At 58.4% G+C, this 19,004-nt stretch carries 15 protein-coding genes and 1 pseudogene; 7 read left to right on the forward strand and 9 right to left on the reverse strand.

Annotated elements, in window-relative coordinates; genetic code table 11:
• Positions 1–57 precede the first annotated feature (57 nt).
• The 5 genes and pseudogenes from ACYUCQ_RS03780 to ACYUCQ_RS03800 all read right to left on the reverse strand — a co-directional run bounded on the left by ACYUCQ_RS03780 (position 58) and on the right by ACYUCQ_RS03800 (position 9,480).
• Positions 58–2,982, reverse strand: a complete 2,925-nt coding sequence (locus tag ACYUCQ_RS03780; RefSeq protein ID WP_460253167.1) for an Rne/Rng family ribonuclease — start codon at positions 2,980–2,982, stop codon at positions 58–60.
• 383 nt (positions 2,983–3,365) lie between these two features.
• Positions 3,366–5,741: a discoidin domain-containing protein gene (locus tag ACYUCQ_RS03785; RefSeq protein ID WP_460253225.1), complete on the reverse strand. Its 2,376-nt coding sequence runs from the start codon at positions 5,739–5,741 to the stop codon at positions 3,366–3,368.
• A 123-nt stretch (positions 5,742–5,864) separates the two neighbouring features.
• Positions 5,865–7,217 (reverse strand): annotated as a pseudogene (locus ACYUCQ_RS03790) (glycosyltransferase family 2 protein); the annotation flags it as partial.
• A 110-nt stretch (positions 7,218–7,327) separates the two neighbouring features.
• Positions 7,328–8,653 carry a discoidin domain-containing protein gene (locus ACYUCQ_RS03795; protein ID WP_460253168.1) on the reverse strand — a complete coding sequence of 442 codons (1,326 nt, stop codon included), beginning with the start codon at positions 8,651–8,653 and terminating at the stop codon, positions 7,328–7,330.
• A 29-nt stretch (positions 8,654–8,682) separates the two neighbouring features.
• Positions 8,683–9,480 (reverse strand): hypothetical protein, encoded by a 798-nt coding sequence (locus ACYUCQ_RS03800; protein ID WP_460253169.1) that lies wholly within the window; start codon positions 9,478–9,480, stop codon positions 8,683–8,685.
• A gap of 71 nt (positions 9,481–9,551) precedes the next feature.
• On the opposite strand from ACYUCQ_RS03800, the gene ACYUCQ_RS03805 reads away from it, so the two are divergent.
• On the forward strand, positions 9,552–11,369 hold the full coding sequence (locus ACYUCQ_RS03805; protein ID WP_460253170.1) for an HAD-IIIC family phosphatase: 1,818 nt from the start codon (positions 9,552–9,554) through the stop codon (positions 11,367–11,369).
• Complete coding sequence (locus tag ACYUCQ_RS03810; RefSeq protein WP_460253171.1) at positions 11,366–11,611, forward strand: acyl carrier protein; 246 nt, start codon at positions 11,366–11,368, stop codon at positions 11,609–11,611. The genes ACYUCQ_RS03805 and ACYUCQ_RS03810 overlap by 4 nt, the downstream gene beginning before the upstream one ends.
• On the opposite strand, the gene ACYUCQ_RS03815 is transcribed toward ACYUCQ_RS03810, so the two are convergent.
• The 4 genes from ACYUCQ_RS03815 to ACYUCQ_RS03830 are packed head-to-tail and all read right to left on the reverse strand — an operon-like array spanning position 11,608 to position 13,896.
• Positions 11,608–11,895, reverse strand: coding sequence for a 4a-hydroxytetrahydrobiopterin dehydratase (locus ACYUCQ_RS03815; RefSeq protein ID WP_460253172.1), 288 nt, complete (start codon positions 11,893–11,895; stop codon positions 11,608–11,610). The two genes, ACYUCQ_RS03810 and ACYUCQ_RS03815, sit on opposite strands and share 4 nt — an antisense overlap.
• A gap of 13 nt (positions 11,896–11,908) precedes the next feature.
• The gene (locus ACYUCQ_RS03820) at positions 11,909–12,364 is read right to left on the reverse strand and encodes a copper chaperone PCu(A)C (RefSeq protein ID WP_460253173.1); all 456 of its coding nucleotides are present in this window, start codon (positions 12,362–12,364) and stop codon (positions 11,909–11,911) included.
• Positions 12,361–13,035 (reverse strand): glutathione S-transferase family protein, encoded by a 675-nt coding sequence (locus ACYUCQ_RS03825; RefSeq protein WP_460253174.1) that lies wholly within the window; start codon positions 13,033–13,035, stop codon positions 12,361–12,363. Before ACYUCQ_RS03825 ends, ACYUCQ_RS03820 begins: the two co-directional genes overlap by 4 nt.
• A gap of 9 nt (positions 13,036–13,044) precedes the next feature.
• Positions 13,045–13,896 carry an alpha/beta hydrolase gene (locus tag ACYUCQ_RS03830; RefSeq protein WP_460253175.1) on the reverse strand — a complete coding sequence of 284 codons (852 nt, stop codon included), beginning with the start codon at positions 13,894–13,896 and terminating at the stop codon, positions 13,045–13,047.
• A 234-nt stretch (positions 13,897–14,130) separates the two neighbouring features.
• Here ACYUCQ_RS03830 and ACYUCQ_RS03835 point away from each other — a divergent pair, with 234 nt between their 5' ends.
• From ACYUCQ_RS03835 to bchJ, 5 genes are read left to right on the forward strand one after another with little or no spacing between them, the layout of a single operon-like run.
• A complete protein-coding gene (locus ACYUCQ_RS03835; protein WP_460253176.1) occupies positions 14,131–14,448 on the forward strand; it encodes a hypothetical protein in 318 nt (105 codons plus the stop codon).
• Positions 14,423–15,283 (forward strand): dihydropteroate synthase, encoded by an 861-nt coding sequence (gene folP, locus ACYUCQ_RS03840; protein ID WP_460253177.1) that lies wholly within the window; start codon positions 14,423–14,425, stop codon positions 15,281–15,283. The genes ACYUCQ_RS03835 and folP overlap by 26 nt, the downstream gene beginning before the upstream one ends.
• A gap of 39 nt (positions 15,284–15,322) precedes the next feature.
• Positions 15,323–16,693 carry an oxygen-independent coproporphyrinogen III oxidase gene (gene hemN, locus ACYUCQ_RS03845; RefSeq protein WP_460253178.1) on the forward strand — a complete coding sequence of 457 codons (1,371 nt, stop codon included), beginning with the start codon at positions 15,323–15,325 and terminating at the stop codon, positions 16,691–16,693.
• 21 nt (positions 16,694–16,714) lie between these two features.
• On the forward strand, positions 16,715–18,343 hold the full coding sequence (bchE, locus tag ACYUCQ_RS03850; protein ID WP_460253179.1) for a magnesium-protoporphyrin IX monomethyl ester anaerobic oxidative cyclase: 1,629 nt from the start codon (positions 16,715–16,717) through the stop codon (positions 18,341–18,343).
• A complete protein-coding gene (gene bchJ, locus ACYUCQ_RS03855) occupies positions 18,324–18,959 on the forward strand; it encodes a bacteriochlorophyll 4-vinyl reductase (protein WP_460253180.1) in 636 nt (211 codons plus the stop codon). Before bchE ends, bchJ begins: the two co-directional genes overlap by 20 nt.
• The last annotated feature ends 45 nt before the right edge of the window (positions 18,960–19,004 follow it).

A 19,004-nucleotide genomic window follows, 5' to 3' on the forward strand; every position in this document is an offset into this window, starting at 1 on the left:
AATGAAATTGATCGGCAAACAAAGGCTGGAGCTTGGTTGGTGATAACCAATCACGCTCTAGCGCCGCCACCATCCGCTTTTGCGCGGGCCTGGTTCGCCCTCGGCGGTGCCGATCACGATGGGTTGCACCGCCGGGGCGGTGGGCGGTTCCCCGTTCGATGGTTCCGTGACCGGTTCGGGGGTCGGCTCGATGATTGGGGCTGGTGCCAGGGCTGGTGCGGGGGCTGGTGCTGGGGCTGGCTCGGGCGGCGTTGCAGCCACCTGCGCCTCATGCATGACCTCGTCACGCGGCGCGGGGCGGGCTTGGCGCGCTGCGGCTTCGGCACGCGCGGCGGCGGCGCGTTCGGCCTCTTTGCGCTCGGCGGCCTCAAAAATATCGGCAATATCCAGATAAATCGGCTCCTCGCGCGGCATGGGCGGCGCAACCGGCTCGCGCACCGACTCGCTTACCGACCCGCCCACTGACCCGCTCACTGGCGCACTCGCTGCATCGTCGCTGCCCTCGCCGCGCGCTGCACCGCCGCGCCGCCTTGGTGGCCGCCGCCGCCGTGGCTCGCGCGGCACGTCAACCGCCGGCAACTCAATCGGCGCCAAGGCCGGGGTGAAGCGATCATCTGCTGGTTGCTCGTTCTGGCCGGGCGCGGTGTCATCCGCATCACGCTCCTCAGTGGCCATGGATGCATCATCCGCCCCATCGCTCCCGTCACCGGCGTCACTGGCGTCACCAGCCTCGCTGCCCTCACCGCGCCGACCGCGCCGCCTGCGCCGCCGCCGCCGGGAGCGTTTTTCCTCCTCGGTGGCCTCGGCACTGGCATCGAGTGCGGCGTCGCTGCCCATCGCCTCGCCGGGCGCGTCCAACTCGGCTGTGTCGGCGGTGCCGAATCCAGCCTCTTCTACCGCCGCGATCTCGCCGCCCATGGCCAAAGGCTGATCCGCTGCCGAGCGGGTTGGCGCTGCGAGCACCCGCAGCTTCTCGACGCGGAACTGCGTCGGTGTTGCGGCATCGGCGACAAACCGCACGATCATGCCAAAGCGCGTCTCAATCGCTGCCAATTCCGCACGCTTATGATTGACGATATAGAGCGCGACGTCGGCGGCAAGATGCACCGCAAATTCAGCCGCCTGCCGGTTCGCTGCGTGCTTCGCGCCTTCATCCTCCAGCGCGCGCAACACCGCCAGCGCCAGGCTCGCGGCGCTACGCACATGGCCTGCGCCATCGCAATGCGGGCACGGGATCAGCATGGTCTCGGCCAAGGAAGGCCGCAGCCGCTGGCGGCTCATTTCCAGCAGCCCGAAATGGCTGATCGACCCGACTTGAATCCGCGCCCGATCCCCCTTCAGCGCGTCCTTTAGCTTGCGCTCGACCATGGCGTTGTGCTTGCGCACCTCCATGTCGATGAAATCGACCACGATTAGCCCTGCGAGATCGCGCAGGCGCAATTGCCGCGCGACCTCTTCCGCCGCCTCCATATTGGTGCGCAGCGCGGTATCCTCGATGTTGCGCTCGCGGGTTGCGCGCCCGGAATTCACATCGATCGCGACCAGTGCTTCAGTTTGGTTGATCACCAAATAGCCGCCCGAGCGGAGCTGCACGGTGGGTTGAAACACCTGCTCGATCATTTGCTCGACCTGATGGCGGGCAAATAATGGCTGTTTTTCAGTCCATTGCTGCACCTTGCGCACATGGCTTGGCATGAGCATGGCCATGAAATTGCGCGCCGCGCGGAAGCCTTCCGCGCCTTCGACATAGACCGTATCGACCTCGCGGGTATACACATCGCGGATGGTGCGCTTGATCAGCGAGGCTTCCTCGTAAATCAAACTCGGCGCGACGGAACTCATCGTTCGCTCGCGAATATCGTCCCAGAGGCGGAGCAAATATTCGCAATCGCGCTTGATTTCCGGCTTTGGCCGGTTGGCCCCCGCCGTGCGCACGATCATGCCCATGCCATCCGGGATTTCGAGTTCGGCCATGACCTCTTTGAGCCGTTTGCGGTCGCTATGTGCGGTGATTTTGCGCGACACGCCGCCGCCATTGGGCGAATTTGGCATCAGCACCGAGAACCGCCCGGCCAGCGAGATATAGGTGGTCAGCGCAGCGCCTTTCGAGCCGCGCTCCTCCTTGATCACCTGGATCAGCAAAATCTGCCGCCGGTGGATCACTTCTTGGATTTTATATTGGCGCATGATCCTGGTGCGACGGCGCTCGCGCGCTTCTTCCGCCGCATCGCTCTCGCCGCCCACCTGCTCGGGGGTTGGCTGCGCTTCGCTTTCGTCGAACCCGCCATCCGATGTGCCCGCCTCACGCGCGCCCATTTCGCCCGCGACCATTTCACCCGCGCCCATTTCGCCCGTGTTTGGCCCGCCGATGTCTGGTTGCTCGGCATCTGCGGGGTCAATGCTGCGCGGCGCCATCAATTCCCGCTCGATTGCCGCCGGATCAAACTCGATTTCGGTATCGGTCAGGCCGTGATGACCGGGCAGCGCCTCGTCAGGCTCGGCCTGCAAGCGCTCAGCGCTGAGGCCGGTTTCGAGCGCCTGCGCTGTGGGGGCGGCTTCATTTTGTTCGGATTCGCTTGCCGGTTCTGGCGCGGGTTGATCATCGGCGGTGGGGGTTTCGGGCGCTAAGCCGGCCCGCGCGCGGGCTTCGGCGGCCAATTCAGCCGCTTCTTCGGCGGCCTCGCGCCGACGCGCTTCTTCGGCTTCCAGCTCGATCAGACGCTGGCGATCCGCCACCGGGATTTGGTAATAATCGGGGTGGATTTCGGCGAATGCCAAAAATCCGTGCCGGTTGCCGCCATATTCGACAAAGGCCGCTTGCAGGCTCGGCTCGACCCGCACCACTTTGGCGAGGTAGATATTGCCTTTTATCTGTTTTTTATCGTCCGTCTCGATATCAAAATCGTCGAGGCGGTTACCATCCAGTACCGCCACACGGGTCTCTTCCGCATGGCTGGCGTCGATCAACATCATTCTGGGCATCGTCAAAAACTCTCCTGCGCGCCCGCAGCGGCCCCCGAAGGTCGCCGGCCAACAGTCGCGGATCATGGGTTGGGTGAAAAATCATGCTAAAGAACCGGGCGCCTTTGGCCACCAACGCCGACATCATCGGCGCGTCGGAGCGAAACTCTGACAAAAAAGGGGGTCGCCAAAAGTGCTGACATCGATCCTTATCTCGTGGGCTCGCCCGCCAATCCGGCGCCGAACCCGTGCTAAACGCCTGCTGACCTGTCCGCGTCGCGTTCAAGTCAGGGAAAACGGCCCGTTCGAGCCATTAAAGGCTGCAAACACCGTTCTTTCTGTGATGACCCAATTTTCGCTTCGGCGCAAGCGCAGGTCACCGAACGCGGCGACCCGCGACGAAACTACACCGGATGGCTCGGTGTGCCGTAAACCTCGACTTTATCCAGATGAAGAAAATTTTGTGTAAGTAAGCGAATAAGAACAAATCGAGCGCGAATAGGCGCATCTGAGGCGATTATCAGAGGCTGGCTGTCAATTCCCCCAAAAGGCTCGTCCACGTCCCGTCGATATATTTCGCGAAAGGCATCCGTATCCGTCGCGACCTCAACCGCCAAATGAGACGATCTTTTCATGATTTCTTGTTCATCGACGCGGTTGAAAATCACGATAGAGGAAATATCAAAATTCTGCCCTAAATCGACCATCCACCATGGATCAGCATCATAGGACGTATGGCAATTAGCCCGTCCGTTTGGCACGCCGATCAGGCAGCCAAGCGCATCATCAACCGTGGTTGATCCATGAGACCAAGGCGAAACCGAGCTTTGCGCGGCAAATTTCCCCGATGCGATATTCAATTGATCGCGATGCCAATACCCCGCCACGCCCGTGTTTGGGGTTACGTTGCGATTCAGAAATTCGCCGTCAGCGCGAACCGCCAAAATCAACTCCAGAGCGTTGAGGCACAGTTCACGCCAATGCGGCAAAGAGACAGAGCCAGCTTCTGCAAGATCAGCCATATGATCCAAATGACCCTCAAACAAATTTCCGCCGAGCCAACGAACGTGCCCGCTGGGGCACCCCGTGACAGCGGCATCGCAGACCGATAATAATGCGCCGTTGCCATATCGTTTAATCTCGATTGCAACATCACGAATTAGGCGCGGGTCAACCGGGTTGCCATTCATTTTATAAATAAAAATTGCTTCGCCGATCTCCAATTCTTCGATCATTTTCCGGCGAAGAAACTTTAATCTCTGCGTGATTTGTTGATAAAATACATCCGCAGAAATATCGTTAGGGTTTACAAAACTATGTCCGGCGAAATTGTATCGTGTATCAAAAACATCATAATCATCACCTTTTACTGCAATTTTGGTTTGTTCGGGATTGCCAACCCCATCAAAATTTGATCGTAGCATTTCCAGGACTGATTTGATCGGCGTTGCACACCAATCGAGCAGACCAAGCTTTGTCAAGCCGCTCAATTTTTGAACGATGCCAAATTCGCAATTTAAGCCCAGACTGATAAAATTCGAGAATAATTCACGATTATCAACGTCATTACTGACAAATTTCGGCTGTTGGCCAAAAAATCTATCTAGATTTTTCGCAATGGATGCAGAGAGTTTTTCACCGAACACTTCAACCTGATCCAGATGCAAATAGTCGCGCCGCAGCAAGCGCACGCGCACAAATCGGGCTGGGACGGGGATGGTGGGCGCAAAAACCAGGGGGTTGCCATCGATCCCGCCAAATGGCTCTGGGTTTTTCCGCCGATAGATCTCTACCCAGTCATCGCCGCGAAATCCAACCTCGATGGCGAGGTGCGCGGCGCGGGCCATCACCCCTGGCACATCCATCCGGTTATAGATTTTGACCTGTGAGACGCCGAACATTGCCCCCAAATCGACTTGCCACCATGGGCTGTCTTCCATGTCCGTGTGAAATTTGATCTGACCGTCAATTCGGCCATTGATCGCCCCGGCGGCATCCTCCTCCAGCGTTCGCCCAATCGAATAGGGCGATAGCGAACTCTGCGTTGCTTGTTTTCCCTGGCATAAATTGCCGGGCGCGAATGTTACGGGCGGCGCATCAGCCTGTAAAGCGGCGACGCGCCCGGTGTGCAAGGCCCAAAACGCCGGATCATGCTCACGCACCAGCCGCAACGCAGCGCGGCAAATTGCGAGCCAACCGGGGCGATATTGGGCGGGCGTGCTGTCAAAACTCGTATGCGCATCCTTGGTCGCCAACATCAGCCCGCTCTGCCAATGGAAAACCTTGTTATCCTCGCTGCACGCGTCAGAAGGCAGGCCGACGGCGAGCAGGTAATTCGGCGCGCGCCGCGACAACATTGCTGCAAGCTCGGACAGAACATCAAGCGTCGGCAATGGCTCGCCGAAAAAATTATAGACGAAGATATGGCCGCCTTCCTCAAGCTCTTCGAGGAATTTACGGACAAGAAAGCGGTTGCGCGACCGAATTGTTTTGACGAAATCCTCGCGGGACATATCGCTGACGCGGATGAATGAATGACTTTTCAAACCATAAACGGGATCGAACCAAAAATATTCTGAACGATCTTCTAGGACACCGATATCGTCACGGTCGACAAACACCGTTAGATTATCGTGAATGGCGCGGACCAGTTTTTGGGGAGAGGATTCTACCCATTGCAACAGCGACAACCGCCCGATGCCAAGCGATTTTTGAACGCTCCCAAACTCACAATTATTGCCGATTGACTGAAAGCGCACCAACACATCGCGCTCGCTCATTTGGTCAATCGGATCGCATGCCGCTATTTCGGGAATCGGCGCGGACTGCGCCTCGCCGCCCGCTTCGGGCGCACCAAATATCTGAATTTGATCCAAATGCAGGAAATTCGCCTCAAGCAATCGCACTCGGACCAACCGCCCATGAATTGGCGGATCGAAGGGGACAATTAATGGTCGGCCATCAACGCCGCCAAATGCCTCGTCGCTGTCACGCCGATAGATCTCGACCAGATCGGACGGATCACGCCCAACATCGATGGCTAGTCGCGCCGATCTGATCGCCGTATCGGGTTGATCTAACCGATTGAAAATCCGAATCCCACTGATCGCGCAATCCTGTTCAAGATCGACGCGCCACCAAGGCTGAGACTCAAAGGCAGTGTGAAACCCGGCACGGCCATCGATGACGCCATTGACGGCACCCTGCGCGTCTTGCTCCGTTGTTTGACCCCGCGACCATGCGGATAATGAGCTTTGGGTTGCTGGCCGATTTAAGCTCAATAGATTGGCGCCGAGGCGATCATCATCGGCGATTTGATCGTTCATTTTTTTGAGCGCTGACGCGGCTGGCGAGCCTTGATCCCAGAACCGAGCCAGTGAAACATCCTCAACCCCGTTAATGGCCGCCAAAAATCCCTCAAACCCGTTGCCTTCGGCAAGCTCTTTCCACATGCCCTGACCCGCGAATGATCCTAACGTGCCGCGTGCTGCGCGTTCGGCAAAGGCCTGCTCGGATCGAAAGGCGTAATGATGGATCAGGGCTGTTTCGAAAATGCGCTGCCGTCGTCCATCCTCATTGATATAATCAAGGGGCCGATCCGGAAAGCCGGCGTAATAATCATTCGCCGGTTCGCCCAGAACATTCACGATGCGCGAAGCGTCCCGCAAAAGCGGATTGGGCCGATGCCAAAATGGATGATCCCCGTGATCAAAATCGGCGGTGACCGAAGCCAGCGCCGATGCGCGCATCAGAAATTTGGTGTTCTGGTGCAGATAGGCCTGCCGCCGGGTGAAGGCTTGCAGCACTGGCAACTCGGGCGGGGTTTTGTGACCATTAGGACCAAAAAATACCCAATTGAACAATACCGCATCGCTATCAGCGGGCAAACCCGCCAAAAACTGTCCAATCGTTTGCGATGGCGGAATGCGGATGAACTCATCAATATCCAAAAAGCCAAACCATTCGGACTGATGGGCATATTGCTTGAGAAAATCGAGATACATCTCGCGCTGCTGGCCCTGCTCGGCGTGATGCCGGAAGGTCACAAACGGCGTGTCGCTCCGGGTAAAAGGCTCAACGAGCCGGAACAGAGGTAACGGGTCATCGTCATTGCAATAGAGAAACACGTGGTCGAAGCCGAGCGCTTGGTAATATGTCAACCATTCGACGATATAGCGCGCTTCCCAGCGCGCACAGGCAGCGACGGAACAGCGATATTTTGTTTGCTTGGCGGGCAGTTCTATCAATGCACTCATAATCTTATTTCGCCCCTGATGAAATCGTTGTCAGCCACGGTTCTACAGCCAGGCCGCGCTCGGCAGCCGAAACAACGCGATCATCAGTCCACAACATACGCGTCGAGTCATTATCCAAACACCATTGCTCGCCGCTCCGTGCAGTCGCCGAATACCTCCACCTGATCAAGATGCAAAAATCCCTCACCCATCATTTGAATCCTGACGAAGCGGCCAAAAATGCCTGGATTAAATTCAAAGACGAGAGGGAAACCATCGGCACCACCAAACTCAGAATCGTCAAGCTTGGATGCAACTAAAGTCCAATTCTCACCATCGTCAGATATTAGAACGGCGACGTGACGGCACCGGCTTTTTTGATCCAAGCGATTATAAATATCGACGAAGCAAATTTCTTGTCGATCTAATAAATCTACCTGCCACCACGGGTTATGCTCATAATCCGTGTGAAATCGGCAATGCCCGTTAATAACACCATTATTGCCGCCGCTCGCTTCGATAGCTGGATTATCGGTTCGCGAGAAGCGCGATACCGATGAAATTAGACTAGGTTTTCCCTTTGACAATGTTAAATCGGCAATGCCAACGTGCCGCTGACTGAATTGAACAAAGCCTAAGAAATCAATCTGAGGACGTTCGGGAACGGGCAGCCCCTGCATATAGAGTAGGCCGCCCAGAACATCGCCACGGCGTTCAACTAAATATCGATAACCAAACAAATAATCAACCAAGAAAACTGGCTCTTCAGCGGTAACGGTAGCGCCGTCCCAGCGCTCCGCACTCAGTGTTTTATATATTTGCGGAATTTGCATGCCATGGGAGATTAGCCCCATATCATTTAGTGCCTCTTCTTCCAATTGTTGGTCTCGCATCTTACCAACGGGCCTCGTATGCCAAACCGGCGTCTCATCAAAAATCATAATATTTCGGTAATCCAACATATGCGCCCATAAGAATTCCAAACCAAACCCTGTCCCCGACTTTGATAATCTCAGTGTCTCCAACGCACGTGCAAGAAAATTGACACTAAAGCAGGGCACCATAAGTTCGACAAAGCTTGTGCGCCGGGACCGAAATGCTCTGTTCACCATTGTTATTGAATGCGAAAAAAATGATTGCTCACTCAGAGCAGGCGCTGCTAATTCGATTTTGTGTTCGCCGCACAATTGAAAGAATCTGTTAATTGTTAATGGATCTGCTGAAATATCATCATCAGGCAACCAGATATAATCATAATTACGCCAGCCCTGATCACTGATTAAATATTGATATAATCCAGTCCATTTCTGCCCAGGAATTAACATCATGGGCAGCCCGTCGGATTCCAATGCCTGATAAGCGCAGAGCACCAAATCAAAATTTTGCTTACCGCCCGCCAACCATTGGCGGTGAAGCGAATTTGCTCCGCTGCGCACAACAATCAAATTTTTAACCATTAAAAATCAACATTAGCTACAATCCTCTCTCAGTTCTGAATTCTCGCCGCCAACCGCGCCTCGCTCAGCACTGGATGGTAGAGCCGACCATCCGGCGGACGTTGCGCGAGGGCTGCCGCGGAGAATGGTTCGCCCAAACCGTAGCTTTCCGGCCCGCACGCAACACCTTGGGCCGAAAAATCTTTCGCGACGAAGGGGGCTGCCAGCGCAATCGTTGCCGTTATCCCTTCATCGTTCGGATACAGCTTTGGGTCAATCTGCACCACCCCATTCTCTGAAGCCAACCCCATTTGCGCCCGCATTGAGCGGCGCATCGTCGCAATCGCGCGGATCAAGCGCGCTGAGCTGCGCAAAACCGGGTAAAAACAGCCGCCCACCGGCCCCGGCGAGAATCGCTGCATCGCCGGATACCAGAACCAATCGCTCTCATAATGGTCAAGACGTGCGATCCAGAGATCACTCTCGTCATCCGCGAACAAGCCGAAAAACGCCGATAAATCGGCATAATTGATCAGAACATCCGGCTCGACCATCCAAAAATGCGCATAGTCCGGCAAAATCTGCTGGGCTAGAATCAAAAAATAGTCGCCGCACTGCCAGCCCCATCGGTCCAAATTGACCAATCCGGCGGCCGCCACCATTGCCCGATTGATGCCGATTTTGCGAAATCGCGCGGGGAGCGTGACCGCGCCGGCTGATTCATCGACCACCACCACCAGTTCCAGGCCTGATTCGCGCTGATAGCGATCCGCCAAGCGCTCAACGGCGTCATCGACATAATGGGTGCGGAGCAACAGCACCGATTTGGATGTTTGAGCGCTAGCCATTGTTATGATGGGTCACGCCCAGCGTCACGCGACCCGTTGCCCGCCCAGGGGGTTTGCGGCATAGGAGCGACATGCCTGCTCTGACTTGGCTTCCCACCCATCCTGATTGGCCTGCCGCGCTGAAAGCTGCGGAAGCGGCATTGTCTCCGGAAAATCTCACCGCGCTGGCTCATTGCAATCTTGATTTCATCCGCACTGATCGGCTCGATCGGCTGATCGAACGCAGCGATCTTAACGCGTCCGCGCCATATCCGGCAATCCGGTTGGCGATTCTGGGCAGTGCCACCGTTGCGCACCTTGCCGGTGCGATCCGGGTTGCTGGCCTGCGCCACGGCCTTTCGATCAGCATCCATCAGGGCGAATATGGGCAATATGCGCAAGATTTGCTCGCGCCCGATCCGGCACTCGCCGCGTTTCGGCCCGATTTTTTGCTGCTCGCGCTGGATGGTTATCATCTTGCCTCGCTCGATCACGCTGCGATGCGCGCGCGGTTGCAGCAAATCTGGCAGGCGGCGGCGCAACTAGGCGCGCGGGTGATCCAGCAAACCGGCTTGCCGGTTCATCCGGCGCAGCTCGGGCAAAATGAATTTTTGTTGAATTCGCCGGCATCCGCGCTGACGCAACTGAATATGGCGCTGCGCGCGGATGCGCCCGATCATCATGTTTTGCTGCTCAGCATCGATGATGAAGCGGCGCGCCATGGGCTTGATGCGTTGCACAGCCGGACGATCTGGCACCGCGCCAAGCAGGAGATTAGCCCGGCGGCGGCGCCTTATTATGGTGATTTGGTGGTCCGGCTGATCGCGGCGGCACGCGGGAAATCGGCCAAATGCCTGGTGTTGGACCTGGATAACACGCTCTGGGGCGGGGTGATTGGCGATGACGGGTTGGATGGCATTGTTTTGGGCCAAGGTAGTGCGGAGGGCGAGGCTTTTGTGGCAATCCAGGCTTATGCCAAAGCGTTGTCGCAGCGCGGCATCGCGCTCGCGGTGTGCTCGAAAAATGATGAGGCGAATGCGCGGGCGCCGTTTGAACAGCACCCGGAGATGGTGCTCAAGCTGAGCGATATTGCCTGTTTTGTGGCGAATTGGCGCGATAAGGCAACCAATATCCGCGCGATTGCCCAATCCCTCAATCTGGGCCTGGAGGCGATGGCGTTTCTGGATGATAATCCCGCCGAGCGGGCTTTGGTGCGCCGGGAATTGCCGATGGTGCGGGTGTTCGAGATGCCGGAGGAGCCGGCCTTGGTTGCCGATTGCATCGCGCAATCGGGATGGTTTGAGTCGGTGGCATTGACCGAGGATGACCGCAACCGGGCGGCGCAGTATGCCGCCAATGCGCAGCGCGCCGCGTTGCAGCAGAGTGTGACCGATATTGAGACCTATTTATCGAGCCTTGATATGCGGCTGATCTGGCGGCGTTTTGACCGGGTGGGGCTGACGCGGATTGCCCAGCTTGTTAACAAGACCAATCAGTTCAATTTGACCACCAGGCGCTATAGCGAGGCCGAGATTGCGGCGATGATTGAGGCGCCGGATTGGCTGGGGTTGCAGTTCCGGCTGGTGGATAGTTTCGGTGATAACGGCATGATTGGCATTGTGCTGCTGCGCGGGGCCGGGGCGACGCTTGAGATTGATAGCTGGCTGATGTCCTGCCGGGTGTTGGGCCGCCGGGTTGAGCAAGCGATGCTCGCGGTCACCGCCGAGGTTGCGCGCGCGCGGGGAGCGTTGCGGCTGCGCGGGCGCTTTATTGCGAGCGGGCGTAATGAGATGGTGCGCGATCATTACGAAAAACTGGGTTTTGTGCCCGAGCCGGATGGTTTTGCCTTGCTTGATTTGGCGCGCTACACGCCTCCCACCTTGCCCATGATGATTGAGGATGAACCATGACCGAAGCCGAATTACTCGCTGCGATCACGCCGATTTTTCGGGATGCTTTCAGCGATGATCATTTTGTGCCCACCATGAGCCTCTCGGCCAAGGATGTGCCGGGTTGGGATTCCTACAAGCAGGTGAATATTTTGATCGCGCTGGAGGAGCAATTTGGCGTGAAATTTCGCAGCCGCGAGATCGATAAATTAGCCAATATTGGTGATTTGGTTAGGCTGTTGGGTGAAAAGCTGGGTGGCTAAATAATCGCGTCGATCGCTTGCGCCAGTTTGACGTCACGGATCGAAAGGCCGCCCGCATCATGGGTGGTGAGTTTGATGGTGACCCGGTTATAGACGTTCAACCATTCCGGGTGATGATCCATTTTTTCAGCGAGCATCGCCACACGCGCCATGAAGGCGAACGCCGCGCTGAAATCGTGAAATTTGAATTTCCGCTCGATGGCGTCTTGGCCTTTGACGAGGTCCCATTCGGGCAATAGGTCAGCTAAATCTTGATGTTCTTCGGCGGTGAGGCGCGCGATCATGAATGGCTCCTGGTTAGGGTTTGCGCATGGCCAGAAATCGGGTCGCGTCGGGCCGCTCGACATGGAGATAGAGCATGACCGAGCCGGTTGCGCTGAAGGTGAGGCCGCACGGGATGGTCGCGGTGTGGTATAGGCGAAAGCGGGTGCCGATCAGGCGTAAATGCGCGGATTTCAAGTCGAGCACCAAGGTGCCATGCGCGGGGATTGTTAGTTTGGTCAGTTTGGTGCCATCAGCACTGACCATTTCGGTTTTGCGGGCGACCGGGCATTGCGCTGCGATCAGTTGATCGGGTTGGTTCGCGGTGTTGGTGAGGGTGAAATAGCCGTTGGCGGTGACCCCGATTTTGTTGGACGCCCTGATCCAGCCATGATCGACGGCGACACCCGGCAACGGCGCTGGGATTGATTGCGCGCACGCGGGCGGGCTGAGCGCGAGGGCGGCGAGCAGGACGATCCAGCGATAATTCATGGTTTCATATCCTCAAATCGATCAATGCGCCATTCGGGCGGCTCGGACGAAGCCGCTTGATACCAGGATTGCACCAGCGGGTGCGCGCGCACCGCCGCGACATAGGCGGCGGATTCGGCGCTGAGGGCTGACTGGTAGGTGAGGAACCGGGAAACGACCGGGGCGTACATAACATCCGCGCCGGTCATTTGCGCGCCGAACAGAAACGGCCCGGCGCCGCCATAGCGCGCGCGGGTTTGCGCCCAGAGGGTTTCGATCCGTGCGATATCGGCATGCACCGAAGGTGAAAAATTTTGCGGTGGGAAAACGCGCGCGCAGCTCATGGGCATGGCGAGGCGCAAGTCGCGAAAGCCGGAATGCATTTCGGCGGCGATGGCACGCGCATGCGCCCGGGCGCTGCGCTCGGCGGGCCAGAGTTGCGGGTGATGCTCCGCGCAATATTCCAAAATCGCGAGACTGTCCCAGACCAAAGCGCCATCATGTTGCAAGAATGGCACCATGCCGGAGGGCGAGATGGCTTTGACCGCTGGGGTGCTGCCGCCGGCAAGCGGGATGATCTGCTCCTCGACCTCAAGCCCGGCCAGACGCACGGCGAGCCAGCCGCGCAGCGACCAGGAGGAATAACGCCGCGTGCCGAGAACCAAACGATTTTGTGCCGTATCCAGAGCCATAAAGCGAGTTTAGCCTGATCCGGCGCGGCCCGCCAGATCATGCGCCGGATCGGCGCGCAGTGACGGATCGGCGGTGCGCACCTCCTCGATAAAGGCGTTGATGTCGGCCATGACCGGCGCGCGCCAGGCCAGCCATGGCAGCAACGCGAGCAGAATGGTGATGTGGCCGATATTGGGATAGATGCGCGATTGCACCATGGTGCCCGCCGCGCGCAGCAGGCTGGACAGCGAGGCGGTGTTTTTCGGCGCCACCAGCCTATCGCGCGCCCCTTGCAGCAGCAGGCAGGGCGGAGCGCCGGCATCGGCATCGGCATCAACATGGGCATCAACATGGGCGATGGGCTGGGTGCGCACCAGGTCCGGCGCTGTGGCAAAAATCAGCTTATAGGTAGGGCCGGTGATCGGCAGAAAATCATACGGCCCGGCAAGGCCGATGGCGCCGGCGAGCTTGCTCCGGTCATAGCCGACAGCGGCGAGATAATGCGGGGCCAGCGCGAGCATCAAAGCGAGATAGGCGCCGGCAGAATGACCGGCGGTGAAAATGGCCGACGGATCACCGCCTTCGGCGGGAATGGTTTCGGCGATTTTGGCGGTGGCCAGTGCTGCATCCTCGATGAAATCGGGGTAGCGCACCTCAGGATAGAGCCGGTAATCCGGGATGGCGGCGATATAGCCCTGACGGGCGAGCAGGCGGCCAATGAAGCGATATTCGGCGCGGTCGCCCATTTGCCAGGAGCCACCGTAAAAGAAAATCACCACCGGCAGGCGGCTGGCTAGCTTATTATTAGCGTGGGCGGGGAGAAACAGATCGAATTTTTGTCGTGGGTGAGCGCCATAGGCGATGTCACGCCGCTCGCTCACGGAACCGCGCCTGGTGAGCGCATTCAAAAGATCAAAGCTGGAGGGTAGTTTTAGCATTTTCAGTCCATATGGACGTGATGCGCGCCCAGGCAATAGGTGCCGGGCGGCAAAGTTTGCCGGGCAAAATCGGCCCTGGCGGGCGGATAAGGGCCAGAAAATTCGGAAAATCATGACGTTAGCGTTGGCACGGCGGATGCATGGAGCGGGCGGTGACATGAAATGCAGGAGGTTTGCATGGTCCAACCGATCAGTCCGACAATGACAGCGCCGCTCGCCTATAGCGGTGGGATTAGCTCGAAATCCGCGCCGGGATTTGGCGCGCAGCTGAGCGCAACCTTGGGCCAAGTGCAGGCCACCGCATCAGGTTTGCAGGCGCTCGCCAGTGCCGCGAGTTCGGGCGCGCCCGATAACATGGCAGCGACCTCTCATCATCATCATCACGGCTTGCACCATGGCCAGCAGAGTGTTGGGGGTAGCACATCGTCTCTGCCTTGGCAGCCGGGCGGCGGCACGCTATCGGCAGCTTATGCAGGAATTTCGCGCACCGCCTGACGGAGTTCGGCGAGCAAGGCATTGGGCCGGGTTTGCGCTGGACCGGCCTTTGGTCATGGGCATTTTGAATGTCACGCCGGATAGTTTTTCCGATGGTGGCGCGCATGATGATCCCGGTGCCGCGATTATGGCCGGGCAAAAGATGCGCGCGGCGGGGGCGGATATCATTGATATTGGCGGGGAAAGCACGCGCCCCGGCGCGGCCGCGGTGTCACCGGAGGCGGAAATGCGCCGGGTTCTGCCGGTGATCGCCGCGTTGGCCGCGCAGGGTGCGGTGATCTCGGTTGATACCCGCAACGCGGCGACGATGGCGGCAGCGCTTGATGCCGGGGCGCGCATTATCAATGATGTCTCAGCGTTGCGGCATGATCCGGCGGCGGCTTCGCTGGTGGCGGCGCGCGGGTGCCCGGTGGTGCTGATGCATAGTCGTGGCACGCCGGAGACGATGAATGGCCACGCGCATTATGCCGATTTGGTGCGCGACGTGACGGATGAATTGGCCGAGCGTAGCCGTGCTGCGATGGCCGCGGGGATCGCGGCTTCGGCGATTGCGCTTGATCCCGGATTTGGATTTGCCAAGGTCGGCGCGCAGAATTTTGAATTGCTGCGCGGCTTGCGGCGCTGCGCTGATCTTGGATTTCCCTTGCTGGTCGGGGTTTCGCGCAAGCGATTTCTGGGCGAAGCAATCGGGCAGCCGCATCAGCCTGCCGCGCGCGATCCGGCATCGCTCGCCGCCGGGCTGTTTGCGCTTGGCGAAGGGGCGGCGATTTTGCGTGTGCATGATGTGGCGGGGACGGTGCAGGCCACGCGGGTGTGGGGGCGGCTGTTGATTTAGATCAATGAAGCGCGTGGGGGCGTGTCATAGTTTCTTTACATGACAAGTGCAGATCTCATCGCGCGTTATGATGGTCGGGTACCACGCTATACCAGCTATCCGACAGCACCGCATTTCTCGGCAATGGTGGGACCAGAGCGCTACGCGGATTGGCTGCGCGACCTCGCCCCGGAGGTGCCGATTTCGCTCTATCTGCATGTGCCGTTTTGCGATCGGCTTTGCTTATATTGTGGGTGCAATACCGGCGTGGTTCGCCATGAAGCGCCCCGGCGCGACTATGCTTCGTTGCTTGAGCGCGAGTTGCGGTGGGTGGCTGAGCAGGTCGGGCGTCGGCGGGTTAGCCATGTGCATTGGGGCGGTGGCACCCCCACGACGCTGCCGGCGGATTGTTTGACCGGGCTGATGACCGTGATCCGCAGCCTGTTTGACCTAACGGGCGATGCGGAAATTGCCATTGAGTTAGACCCGACGGCGCTGCATGCGGATCGGCTGGCCGCACTGGCTTCCATGGGGGTGACGCGGGTGAGCCTTGGGGTGCAAGACCTTAACCCGGCGGTGCAGAAAGCCATTGGGCGGCTGCAATCCTATGAAGAAACCGAAGCCTGCGCACAGGCGGTGCGCGCCATTGGGGTGTCCGCGATCAATCTGGATTTAATTTATGGCTTGCCGCTGCAAACCGAACAGAGTGTGGCGGAGACCGCGCGGCGGGCGCTGCAGTTAGAGGCGGGGCGCGTTGCGGTGTTTGGCTATGCCCATGTGCCGTGGATGAAAAAACATCAGGCGCTGATCCCTGCAGCGAGCTTGCCCGGCGCGCAAGCGCGGTTTGATCAGCGTGCGGCCATTGGTCGGGTGCTTGAGCAGGAAGGCGGCTATTTGCCGGTTGGGCTGGATCATTATGCCCGGCCCGATGATGCGCTCGCGCAAGCGGCGACAAGCGGCGCGCTGCATCGCAGTTTTCAGGGCTACACGACCGATGCCGCACCGGCGCTGATTGGCATTGGTGCGAGTGCCATTGGCTGCCTGCCGCAAGGCTATGTGCAAAACGCGACCCGTGTTCCAGACTACCGCCAAGCGATCCGCGCCGGGCATGCGGCGATTGTGCGCGGTGTGGCGCTCTCGCCGGAAGACCGGCTGCGGCGGGCGGTGATCGAGCAGGTGATGTGCGATTTGCAGGCTGATTTGCCCGACATTGCGCGCGCACACCAGGCCGACCCTGCCTTGCTATTGAGCGCTGCCCAAAGGCTCGATGGGTTCGCGCGCGATGGGCTGGTGCGTTGGGATGGGGCGGTGGTGCGCGTCACGGAGACCGGACGACCATTTGTTCGCAACGTTGCTGCTGTATTCGACGCTTATCTCAACCATCACCATACCGACCATAATGACAAGCCGCGCCACGCCCAAGCGGTGTGAGCGATCCGGGGAGGCGAACTGATGCGTATTGTGTTGATCCATCCTAATTATCACTCTGGCGGTGCAGAGATTGCGGGAAATTGGCCCCCTGCCTGGGCCGCTTATCTGGCGGGATCGTTGAAGGGCGCGGGCTATACCGATATTCGCTTCATCGATGCGATGACAAATCAATTATCCGACGAACAATTGCGCGATCTGCTCGCTGCTGAGCGGCCCGATATTATCGGCGCGACCGCAATTACCCCATCGATCTACAAGGCCGAGCGGGCCTTGCAAATTGCCAAAGAGCTGCATCCCAACGCGGTGACGATTTTGGGCGGCATCCATGCCACCTTCATGTATCAGCAAGTGCTCAGCGAGGCGCCCTGGATCGATGTGATTGTGCGCGGCGAGGGCGAGGAAATTCTGCTGGATTTGGTAAAATCGATCGAGGCTGGCGCATGGCCGGCCAATCGGCACACGATCAAGGGGCTGGCCTTTAGCGAAAGCGATGCCGAAGGCACCCGGATCGTCGCGACGGCGGCAGCGCCGACGGTCAAAGACCTTGATGCGATCAGCCCGGATTGGGGCATTTTGGAATGGGATCAATATAAATATATCCCGCTGAACTGCCGGGTCGCGATTCCAAACATGGCGCGCGGCTGCCCATTTACCTGTTCATTTTGCTCACAATGGAAATTCTGGCGCGATTATCGGGTGCGCGATCCGAAAAAAGTGGTCGATGAAATCCAAACATTGTTTGAGCGCTATGACGTGCGATTTTTTATTTTGGCGGATGAAGAACCCACGATCAATCGGAAGAAATTCATTCAATTCTGCGAAGAGCTGATTGCGCGGGGTTTGAATGAAAAAGTGAGCTGGGGGATCAATACCAGGGTCACCGATATCTTGCGCGATGCGGCGTATTTGGCGCTGTATCGGCGCGCGGGCTTGCTGCATGTGTCGCTGGGCACAGAGGCGGCGGCGCAGATGAAGCTCGATCGGTTCAACAAGGAAACCAAAGTCAGCGATAATAAGCGGGCGATCCAACTCTTGCGCGAAGCCGGCATTGTGGTCGAAGCGCAATTCATTGTCGGGCTGGAAAACGAGACGGCGGAAACGCTGGAAGAGACTTATCAAATGGCACTCGACTGGAAGCCGGATTTGGCGAACTGGTCAATGTATACGCCCTGGCCGTTCACCCAGTTGTTTAAAGAGTTGAGCGGCAAAATTGAGGTATTCGACTTCGAGAAATATAATTTTGTCACGCCGATCATGCGGCCGGAAGCCATGGATCGGGCGGAATTATTGGATCGGGTGATGAATAATTATCGCCGGTTTTATCTGCGCAAGGCGTTGTTTTCCTATCCATGGGCCGGGACCGGGCAGCGGCGGCGCTATTTGCTGGGGTGCCTGAAAGCGTTTTTGAAATCGGGGTTTGAGCGGAAATTTTATGATCTGGGCAAGGTTGGCTATTGGGGCCCGCAATCGAAAAAGAAGGTCAATTTCCATTTCGATGAAAGCCGAAAGGCGGCAACCGCGCAGACGGCGGATTGGGTGGCCAGCGCTGACCGGTCGCGCAAAGCCCAGCCCCAGGCACCGACCATGACCGCGTGTGGCAGTGAGCATCGGGCGGCAGAGCCGATGGCTCATGACCATCCGCACCCCTGATCGGGCCGCTACCGGACACCAACCCGGCGCACCTGCCGGGAAAATTGGCCCGAATGCGGTGATCCAACTGGTCGAGGCGCTACGCGCGGCAGGGTTGGATGCGGCGATGGCGCCGATCTTTGCCGAGGTTGGCGTGCGCGATTGGCTGCGCGATCCGCCAACGGCGATGGTGGATGAAGCCCCGGTGGCGCGGTTGCATCAGGCGGTGCGCGCCGCGCTGGCGCCGAGACCAGCGGCTGCATTGATGGCGGATGCGGGACGGCGGACGGCGGATTACCTGCTGGCGGCGCGGATTCCACAAGCTGTGCAATTTTTGCTCCGGTTATTGCCGTCATGGCTCGCGGCCCGCCTGCTGGTCGCGGCGATTCGCGCCCATGCCTGGACATTCGCGGGATCGGGGCGGTTTATCGCGAAGGCGGGCCTGCCAACCCGCTTTGTGGTCATGGGTAATCCGCTCTGCGCGGGGGAGCATGCCAATCATCCGGTTTGCGCCTGGCACGCTGCGGTGTTCGAGCGGCTGTTTCAGGCCTTGGTTGCGCCATCCGCTCAGGCGGTGGAAACATCCTGCGCCGCGTGTGGCGATGATGTTTGCTCGTTCGCCGTGACGTGGCGCTGATCAGCACGCGGATCATCGCGCCATTAAACCAACCCTCTTGATCGG

The organism is Acidiphilium sp. MT5 (genome assembly GCF_054767495.1).

Excerpts from the sequence above, each read along its gene's own strand:
- bchJ (WP_460253180.1), top strand. The coding sequence starts at position 18,324 with ATGACCATCCGCACCCCTGATCGGGCCGCTACCGGACACCAACCCGGC.
- ACYUCQ_RS03810 (WP_460253171.1), top strand. The coding sequence starts at position 11,366 with ATGACCGAAGCCGAATTACTCGCTGCGATCACGCCGATTTTTCGGGAT.
- ACYUCQ_RS03815 (WP_460253172.1), bottom strand. The coding sequence starts at position 11,895 with ATGATCGCGCGCCTCACCGCCGAAGAACATCAAGATTTAGCTGACCTA.
- folP (WP_460253177.1), top strand. The coding sequence starts at position 14,423 with ATGCAGGAATTTCGCGCACCGCCTGACGGAGTTCGGCGAGCAAGGCAT.
- ACYUCQ_RS03825 (WP_460253174.1), bottom strand. The coding sequence starts at position 13,035 with ATGGCTCTGGATACGGCACAAAATCGTTTGGTTCTCGGCACGCGGCGT.
- ACYUCQ_RS03835 (WP_460253176.1), top strand. The coding sequence starts at position 14,131 with ATGGTCCAACCGATCAGTCCGACAATGACAGCGCCGCTCGCCTATAGC.
- ACYUCQ_RS03805 (WP_460253170.1), top strand. The coding sequence starts at position 9,552 with ATGCCTGCTCTGACTTGGCTTCCCACCCATCCTGATTGGCCTGCCGCG.
- bchE (WP_460253179.1), top strand. The coding sequence starts at position 16,715 with ATGCGTATTGTGTTGATCCATCCTAATTATCACTCTGGCGGTGCAGAG.
- ACYUCQ_RS03780 (WP_460253167.1), bottom strand. The coding sequence starts at position 2,982 with ATGCCCAGAATGATGTTGATCGACGCCAGCCATGCGGAAGAGACCCGT.
- hemN (WP_460253178.1), top strand. The coding sequence starts at position 15,323 with ATGACAAGTGCAGATCTCATCGCGCGTTATGATGGTCGGGTACCACGC.
- ACYUCQ_RS03820 (WP_460253173.1), bottom strand. The coding sequence starts at position 12,364 with ATGAATTATCGCTGGATCGTCCTGCTCGCCGCCCTCGCGCTCAGCCCG.
- ACYUCQ_RS03785 (WP_460253225.1), bottom strand. The coding sequence starts at position 5,741 with ATGAGCGAGCGCGATGTGTTGGTGCGCTTTCAGTCAATCGGCAATAAT.
- ACYUCQ_RS03800 (WP_460253169.1), bottom strand. The coding sequence starts at position 9,480 with ATGGCTAGCGCTCAAACATCCAAATCGGTGCTGTTGCTCCGCACCCAT.
- ACYUCQ_RS03795 (WP_460253168.1), bottom strand. The coding sequence starts at position 8,653 with ATGGTTAAAAATTTGATTGTTGTGCGCAGCGGAGCAAATTCGCTTCAC.